This window comes from Rhodococcus sp. 14C212 (assembly GCF_011058195.1).
GTDB lineage: Bacteria > Actinomycetota > Actinomycetes > Mycobacteriales > Mycobacteriaceae > Rhodococcus > Rhodococcus aetherivorans.
Window position 1 is genome coordinate 1 of the sequence record NZ_JAALEH010000152.1, and the last position, 8124, is coordinate 8124.

An 8124-nucleotide genomic window follows, 5' to 3' on the forward strand; every position below is an offset into this window, starting at 1 on the left:
GGTGGGGGGATGCCGGCGGTCGGGGGAAGTCCCAATCGCACACGTTCGTCCTCGATCCGGGCCCGCAGCCGGGGCAACGTCAGCGTGTGTGCGGCCCGAGCTCCGGCATCGAGGCGCTGCGCGGCCGCCGCGCGATCGCCCCGCAGTGCCTTGATCCGGGCGCCGACGGCGTACCGGGCCGCTTTGAACTCCACGGCGCCGCCCTCGGAGCCGAGCAGATAGGCCTCGTCGAGGAGGCGTTCCGCCTCGTCGAGGCGGTCCTGCTCGTACAGCAGCTCGCCGAGCAGCGACTCTGCGAGCCGTGCCGCGAGCGAGTGTCCATCGCCCGGGCTGCGGGCTACCCGCAGCGCCTGCCGGAACCGCTCTTCGGCAGTGGCGATGGCGAGCTGTTCGTGGGCGGCGATGCCGAGGCAGCAGTAGCCGAGCACCTGGGCATACGGTCCCCGGTTGCGGGCGTGGTAGGACGTGGCCCAGTCCTGGAGTCGTTCGGTCGCGTCGAAATCGAACCGGTAGATGGCGGCCATGCTGGCGAGGTTCGCGGCCGCGGACACCACCCAGGGGGAGAGCGAGTCGGTCCGGGCCAGGGCGGGGCGGATCAGTTCATCGATGGTATCGAAGCGGTCGCAGCGGGCCGCTACGACGGCGCGGACCACTCCGACCTCGGCGCGCAGGTCCTCGGTCTCGTCGGTGGCAACGGCGGTGGTGAGGAGGGCTTCGACGGTATCGAGGGCCTTCTCGGCGGGGCGAACGCGGTTCGACAGGATGGTGGTCCATGCCAGCATGAGTTGCAGGCGGGGGCGGGTGGAGAGCACCGCCGGGGGGAGCTTGTCGAGCAGCGCCAGTGTGGACGCCACCTGGGAGTGCTCGAGCAGGCTCGTGCCGTGCCGCTCGACCAGGTCGACGGCCATCTCCTGATCGCCCGCGGCCTGGGCGTGAGTCACCGCGTCGCGGATGACCGCGTGCTCGGCGAACCATTGGGCCGCGGTGCGGTGCAGCTGTGTCACGCGTTCGGGATTCTCGCGTTCGATCCGGCGTTCCAGGTATTCCCGGAACAGGTGGTGGTAGCGAAACCAGGTGCGGTCGTTGTTCACTCGGCGCAGGAACAGGCCTCGGTCCTCGATTTCTTCGAGCAGCGACTGGCATCGAGTTTCGCCGGTGAGCACGGTTGCCAGCTCTGCGGAGATGTATTCGCAGATGCAGGTGGCGAGCAGGAACTCGAGAATTCGGGGTTCGAGGGTGTCGAGGACGTTTTCGGCGAGGTATTCCCCGATGACCTGGTGGCGGCCGGTGATGCCGCGGATCAGGTCTGCCGGATCGTCGCTGTCGCGCAGCGACAGTGAGACCAGTTGCAGCGCGGCCGCCCAGCCGCCGGTCGCGCGGGTCAGGGTGTCGACGTCGTCGTCGGTCAGGGGCAGTCCGGCCAGCTCGACCAGCAGCTGTCGCACCTCGGGTGGGTCGAATCGCAGGGTGGCCGCGTCCATCTCGATCAGCTCGTCGCGCAGCCGCAGGCGGCTGAGCGGCAGTCCGGTGCGTGCCTGGCTGGTCACGATCACCCGCAGGTGCTCGGCATCGGCGTTGTTCAACAGGAACGCCATCGCAGCGACGGTCGCGGGGTCGGAGACTCGGTGCCAGTCGTCGATGATGAGGGCGATGTGTTCCCCGGCCTGCTCGATCTCGTTGATCAGCGCGGTGAGCACATACTGGGTGGCGTCGTCGCCGTACTCCTCGAGCACCGCGGCGAGGTCCTCGGCGAGGGCGGGCCGCACCTGCCGGAGGGATTCGACCAGATGCGCCAGGAGCCACACGGGGTTGTTGTCGTCGCTGTCGACGGACAGCCAGGCCACCTGGATGCCGTTGTCGGCCAGTTCCCGCGACCACTGTGCGGCCAGGGTGGTCTTGCCGAAACCCGGTGGGGCGGTGATGGTCGTCAGGGTGCGCCGCCCGCCCGCGCGCAGCAGTTGCAGCAGGCGCTCGCGGACCACCAGCGGGCGGGTCGCTGTCGGAGGCCGCAGTCGTGTGGCGGGCACCGGTGGGGTCAGTCGGCCCGATCCGGTTCGCCGTCGGCGGCCGGTGCCGGTGGCGGCGCGGGGGTGTGTGGCGCCGAGGGCGGTGGGTTCGCTGGTATCGGGGACCGGTAGCTCGTCCACCGGCAGCCCGTGGCGTTGCTCGACCGCCCGTAGCTGTTCGCCGAAGGCGGCGGCGGTGCCGGTGCGGGAGGTCGGATCCCGGTCCATCGCTTGCGCGATCACCTCGCCGACATCGTCGGGGATGCTGTTGCCGGCGTGCAGGTCCGGTGCCGGGCCGCCGGTGATCCGCAGGAACTGCGCGACCACCGATTCGCCGCGGCGCCGCTCGTAGGCCGCGTGCCCGGTGATCGCACAGAACAGGGTCGCGCCGAGCCCGTACACATCGGCCGAGCGGGACGGGGGTTGGCCGGCGAGCACCTCCGGGGCGGTGAACGCGGGGGATCCGGTGACGGCGCCTGCGGCGGTCTCGAAAGCTCCGGCGACCCGGGCGATTCCGAAATCGGTCAGCTGTGGCTCACCGTAGTCGGTGAGCAGGATGTTCGCCGGTTTCACATCCCGGTGCAGCATGTTCATGCGGTGCGCGGTCTCCAACGCGCCGGCGATCTTGACGCCGATCCCGAGTGCGTCTTCCCACCGCATAGGGCCCTGTTCTCGGATGTGGGTCTCGAGTGAGTTGCGGCGGTGGTATTCCATCACGATGTAGGGCTGACCGGATGCAGTGGCGCCGACCTCGTGGACGGTGACGATATTGGGGTGTCCGGACAGCCGTCCCATGGCGCGTTGCTCACGCAGGAAGCGTTCGAGGTTGTCGGGGTCCGGTTCCGAGGTCAGTACCTTGATTGCCACGGTGCGGTCCAGGGCGGGCTGTCGGCACCGGTAGACGACGCCGAAGCCGCCGCGGCCGATCTCGTGGGCGTCCTCGAACCCGGCCGCGATCAGTTCGGCCACGATGCGCGGCGGGTTTTCCCGCTGTGTGGCGAGCGGATCGATCTCGGCCATCGGTTGCCTCGTCCATAGCCGGTTTGTTCGAATGAACCCATCATATTCCCGGGAGATCTGAGGCGGAGGGATCGTCGAGTCGACGACCGACGGTCTGCGCACGGTGGGAGTGGGTGTGGTCGATGTGCCCCGTATTCGGGGCGGGATGCGCTGGATCTGCACGATCTGGACGGCCCCACCGTCCTGGCACTCCGAGCGCGCCGCCCGCAGGAACAGGAACTGTTCCAGTACTGCGCGAGCGTACCGCTGGCTCACCGCGGGGGATCTGCTCGGCTTGAAGAAGGGCCGGCAGTGGCGGTTGCCGCCGTCGCAGTTCGACGCCGACGCCAAACAGGGTTTCGTGCCCGGCCTGGCGAAGGCGAGCCGGGTGTTTGCCGGCGGTGCGGTGTCGTTGACCGACTGAGCACTCACGCCGAACGTCGACTTGAGTGGGGCGAGCCCGGCGCAGTCGCTCGCCGCCGGACACGTCGTGCAGGTCGTGAGGGTAGTCGGGGCCGGCACTGGGGCCGCGTGGTAGCCCCGTTTGGGCGCCGACGCGCCTGCTCCGTGCCGGATGGGCATGGGTGTGCCGGTGGCGCGAGTCGAAAGTCCCGGTCATCGGTGGCGCTGGTGCCGTATCTACTACCGGTCCCCGCACATCCCGGATGGCGTCACCCACCGAAGGTTCGGGCCGTTGCACCGACTGTATCCGCACCTGTCCGCCCCCGACGGGACGCCCCGGATGTGTCCGGAGGGGCGGTCGGTGTTGTATGTCGTCGGCACTCTGGCCGCGGCACTCGGTGAAGTGTTCGGGGGTTTTCCGGCGGGGATGTGCCCGTGCTACCGAGTGGCGCTGGATCCGGCACAGTCGACGGAGTGGAAGGGCCGTGGGATTATTCGCGCTGACCTGCATAGATGCACCTGTCTCGTTTCCGCATCTGCTGGGGAATGCCTTCCGTTACGCCGTCCGACAGCACTGGCGCCCCTATTCGCTGGTTCGGATCGTCGCGGGCGGGACGGCTGCTATGCCGAGGGGTGTGATCCGGGCGAGGGTGTCGCCGAGTTTGTCGGTGGCGATGTCGAGTTCGTAGCGGTCTTGGAGGTTGAGCCAGAACTGGGCACTGTTGCCGAATACCTTCGCCAACCGCAGCGCGGTATCTGCGGTGATCGACCTGCTTGCCGAGAACGATCTCGTTGATTCGGCGCGGCGGAACACCGATGAGTGTGGCGTGACGGTTCTGGGGATATCGAAGGGTTCGAGGAAGTCTTCCCGGAGAATCTCGCCGGGGTGAATGGGGGGGGTCAAATCTGTGGTCATCGTTGTGTCCTTGGGTGATGGTAGCGGGGGGGGGGTACTGGGTTGAACCGTCGTTCAGTCCAGGCCGGAGCGTGACCACAACGCCGGCGAGTGAGGGGCCCGACAACGACCGGATGTGGCGTGTCCGGCGCAGACATGGTGCCCGTCCGGCCGGCCACCTCACCGACGCCGGCCCCTTGCGTTGAATCGCGGGTGGACGCATGTGTTCAGTGCGCAGGAGGACTGCGAACTACCGGTCTAGTGCACGGACGACTGCACGCTGCCGCCGACGCGCTGGACCATCTCCGGGATGACATCGCGGCGCGTCGGAACACCTTCGCAGAGCATGACCAAGGGCGCCGTCGGGGTGTGGCGACCTGGCACAGGCACCTGCTCCAGGTTCACGCAGCACGACGAAGGGGTCCACGCCGGGCATCGTCCGATCGTTCCTGCGCCATCGTCCAAGACGCAACACTCCCGAGACAGGACGTGACCCGAGTCGGGACAATCCAGAAGTGCTCATGTCACTGGCAAGGCGTCTGCTGTCCACGCCGTCCCGGCTTCTTCGCCGTCGCCGTCGCATCCGTGCGTTCGTGGCAGCCGGTCTGCTGGACGGCCTCGGTGGCGCAGACAGGGCACGCCGAATCCGTGTGCTGTTGCAGCTGGCCGAGCACGGAACCAGCGTGGCGGCCCTGACCGAGGCCACCCGGCGCGGTCAGCTGGGGTATCTGCTGCTCGACGACGTGTTGACCCCCCGCGGGGGCACCTACACGCTCGCCCAGATCTGCGAGCGGACCGGCATCGCCCGAATGGATGTGGAGCGGTGGTTTCGGTCGATGGGCCGGGGGGTGGCGACCGAGGGGTCGGCGGACTACAGCGAGGACGATCTGCGGCTGGCGCGGCTGCTGGCCGAGTATCGTGCTCTCGGTAGCGCGGACGCCGACCTGTTCGCGTTCGCCCGGATCGTGGGTCGCAACACCGCGACCCTCGCCGATACGGCTCGGTCGTTGATCCAGCGGGAGCTCGACGCGGATCCCGACCATCCCGAGCGGGCGCTGCGCCAGGCCCACGAGCTGAGCCGGTTCTCCGAATTTCAGTCCCGGTTGCTCGCTCGCGCCGTCACCACCCGCCTGCGGCAGTCTCTGCGGCAGCAGATCCACGCGCAGGCGATGAACCACCATGATCCCGAGGCCCGGCAGGTCGCGGTGTGTTTCGCCGATCTGGTCGGGTTCACGAATCTGGGGGAGCAGCTGTCCCCGACAGAGTTGGGAGCGTTGGCCGATCGGCTCGATGTGCTGACCACCGATGTGGTGGCCCCGCCGGTGCGGTTCGTCAAGACGGTCGGGGATGCGGTGCTGCTGCTGTCGGCGGACCCGACGGCTCTGGCCACGGTGGCAATGAAACTCCTTGCGGCCGCGCACCAGGAGGCTCTGCCGCCGTTGCATGCCGGGATCGCGTGGGGCACGGCGGTGCGCAGCGCCGGCGATTGGATCGGGCGACCGCTCAACCGGGCCAGCCGCATTGCCTCGGTCGCCGGGCCGGGCGAGGTGCTCGTCGACGACGCGGCGATGCGCCGACTGGATCTTGAGGCGGTAGCGGTCGAGCCGGCCGGTCGGTATCCGTTGAAAGGCTTCGTGGGCGAGCACGAGCTGTATCGGCTCCGGGCGGTGGGAACGCCAGCCGGTGAGACGGGACGCGAGCCCTCCTCGTAGCGGCTGCTACGCCATCACGGCGCAAGGGACCGCCGCAGAAAATCTACTGCGCGGTCTCGGCCACTTTCGTCGACGCCGACGCCGACGCGGCTGGCCGGGGATAGGTGGGAAGTCGGTGGGCAGCGCCTCGGCGGCGCCGGAAAATTCCTGGGGCGTCGGTTGCGTCTCATCGCACTCGTGAGGGCGGGCGCGTGGTTGGACAAGTGCACCCGCATGCTTCTCGATTTGGTCGGTGGGCACGTCGCGTCCACCAGCGGTCGGCGTCTGTGCGGGTACGCTCGGCGATCGCTGCGACCCATCACCTCGTCGGTAGCGAGGTCCTGCTGTCGAGGGTGCGCTGTGCGGGCGGTGCGCCGCTCGCTGAGGTGGAACCGCAGCAAGGAACTCGCCCAGCGCGCGGAGGTGACGGTCGACTCCCAGTGCGGTGCACTCCGCCGATCCGCACAGCCTGGGCCGCGGGGAGCGAGGACACCGATGAAGTGCTGGGCCACCCACGATCTGACCGCCGCCCGCGCACACCGGGTCACCGGAGCCCTGTACGCCGCCGCAGCCCAGGGCCTGCTCACCCTCGCCGACCTGGGCTACCAGGAAACCGGCATCGGCATCCACACCCCACCAAAGCCCCTGCCGACGGCAACACCCTCGACGTCGATATCGCCTGCCGCAACACGCTGCTAACCAGCCTGCGGTGCCTCGGCGAACGTGCCACCGCGCTGCTCACCACCCGATGGAAGGCACTCGACAGGATCACCCTGTGCCCCAAAAGAATCGGTTCCATCATCAAAGCGGCGCTCATGCTCACGCATTTCGAGCACGCAGGCCGCACTGAGAAACCTCAGTGGGTACGACACAATTACCCGGTGTCGGCGAAGGCAGCGGTGCGCGATTCGCCCGAACAGTTCGGGTTGAGCCGCCCAGAAGCAGCCGGTGACCGAGGTGCTGTATAGGAGTGCGGCGCTTGGGTCCGGAAGGTGCATGGTGAGCGCAGATCGGCGAGTTGGTCGGGAGCAAAGGTCCCGAGCGGCGGTGGACAAACCGAGGGAGATCTGGGTTCGGCAGCGTCAGATCGAGTACCTCACGTCTGGTCGTCACTATGATCGCGACCATGTCGGTAGGCGCTTTTTGTTGAACGCTGTGGCGCCCTCGCGTGCATCATTCGATGTAAGAATTTGTGGCACAACCAAATCGACCATGTCAAAAGCCTGCTCAGCAGTTAAGAGGGTGTCTCTTATGGATCGGATCGTCTGTGCGGCATGATGCATGTCGTGGTCGATGCGTTGTCTTCCGGTTGGTGCCGGATGCGTTGTGGGAAATCGTCGAACCGCTGCTGCCCGGGTTCCGGACGCGGCCGCAGGGCGGAGGCCGGGCGACGCTCGACGATCGGGCGGCGTTCACCGCCATTGTCTATGTGCTCACCAGCGGGTGCGCCTGGCGGCACCTGCCGCCGTCGTTCGGCGTCAGCGTCCCGACCGCAGATCGCCGCTTTGCGACCTGGGTCAAGGCCGGGATATTCGACGAGCTGCACTGCCAGGTCCTCGACCGGCTCGGTGCCGGCGGGAACCTGGACTGGTCCGCCGCAATCCTGGACGCAGCCCACGTCCGGGCGAAGGGAGTCTCTGACCGGTCCCAGCCCGGTCGGCCGGGGCAAGAACGGATCGAAGATCCACATCCTGTCCGACGCCGAGGGCGCGGAATCGGCACCAGCGAACGCCTCGGCCGGTACCGGTGGAAGATCGAACGCACCCTGGCCCGGCTGACCGGCTACCGCCGCCTGACGATCCGCTACGAACGCCACGGCGAGCACTTCGCCGGCTTTCTTCAACTCGCCGCCGCGCTGACGTGCTGGAAGAAACTCGCCAAATGAGACATCCTATTAGTTAGAGTCCGCTGTTCTTGATGCCGCCGAAGGGGTCGGTCGGATCGTTGGCGTAGCCGTTGATGCCGACCGTGCTGCCGGCGATGTTGCGGGCGAAGCGCGCACCGCGTTCGGGGTCCGAAGTCCGGACCGAACCCCCGAGGCCGTAGTCCGAGTGGTTGGGCCGACTCTGGATCTGTGCCCGAGTACCGCCCGGGTATCCGGGGGATGGGGTGGGGGCTCGAGAGCATGCGC

The 8124-nt window shown here is 68.1% G+C and carries 5 protein-coding genes and 2 pseudogenes; 4 read left to right on the plus strand and 3 right to left on the minus strand.

The window, feature by feature from the left end; translation table 11 throughout:
* On the minus strand, window positions 1–3026 hold a 3026-nt coding region (locus G6038_RS29600), incomplete at its 3' end, for a serine/threonine-protein kinase (protein WP_165042355.1).
* Between the two features lie 115 nt (window positions 3027–3141).
* Between G6038_RS29600 and G6038_RS29605 the strand changes: the two genes are divergently transcribed.
* Window positions 3142–3429 carry a helix-turn-helix domain-containing protein gene (locus G6038_RS29605; protein ID WP_165042357.1) on the plus strand — a complete coding sequence of 96 codons (288 nt, stop codon included), beginning with the start codon at window positions 3142–3144 and terminating at the stop codon, window positions 3427–3429.
* A 561-nt stretch (window positions 3430–3990) separates the two neighbouring features.
* On the opposite strand, the gene G6038_RS29610 is transcribed toward G6038_RS29605, so the two are convergent.
* Window positions 3991–4323 carry a HigA family addiction module antitoxin gene (locus G6038_RS29610; RefSeq protein WP_165042358.1) on the minus strand — a complete coding sequence of 111 codons (333 nt, stop codon included), beginning with the start codon at window positions 4321–4323 and terminating at the stop codon, window positions 3991–3993.
* A gap of 500 nt (window positions 4324–4823) precedes the next feature.
* On the opposite strand from G6038_RS29610, the gene G6038_RS29615 reads away from it, so the two are divergent.
* The 3 genes and pseudogenes from G6038_RS29615 to G6038_RS29625 form a co-directional block, all read left to right on the plus strand.
* Window positions 4824–6014 (plus strand): adenylate/guanylate cyclase domain-containing protein, encoded by a 1191-nt coding sequence (locus G6038_RS29615; RefSeq protein WP_206025836.1) that lies wholly within the window; start codon window positions 4824–4826, stop codon window positions 6012–6014.
* Window positions 6015–6500: 486 nt separating this feature from the next.
* Window positions 6501–6817: pseudogene (locus tag G6038_RS29620) on the plus strand (transposase family protein); the annotation flags it as partial.
* 488 nt (window positions 6818–7305) lie between these two features.
* Window positions 7306–7693, plus strand: a pseudogene (locus tag G6038_RS29625) (transposase); the annotation flags it as partial.
* Window positions 7694–7891: 198 nt separating this feature from the next.
* On the opposite strand, the gene G6038_RS29630 reads toward G6038_RS29625, so the two are convergent.
* A partial coding sequence (locus G6038_RS29630; RefSeq protein ID WP_240918852.1) for an aldehyde dehydrogenase family protein occupies window positions 7892–8124 on the minus strand: 233 nt, incomplete at its 5' end.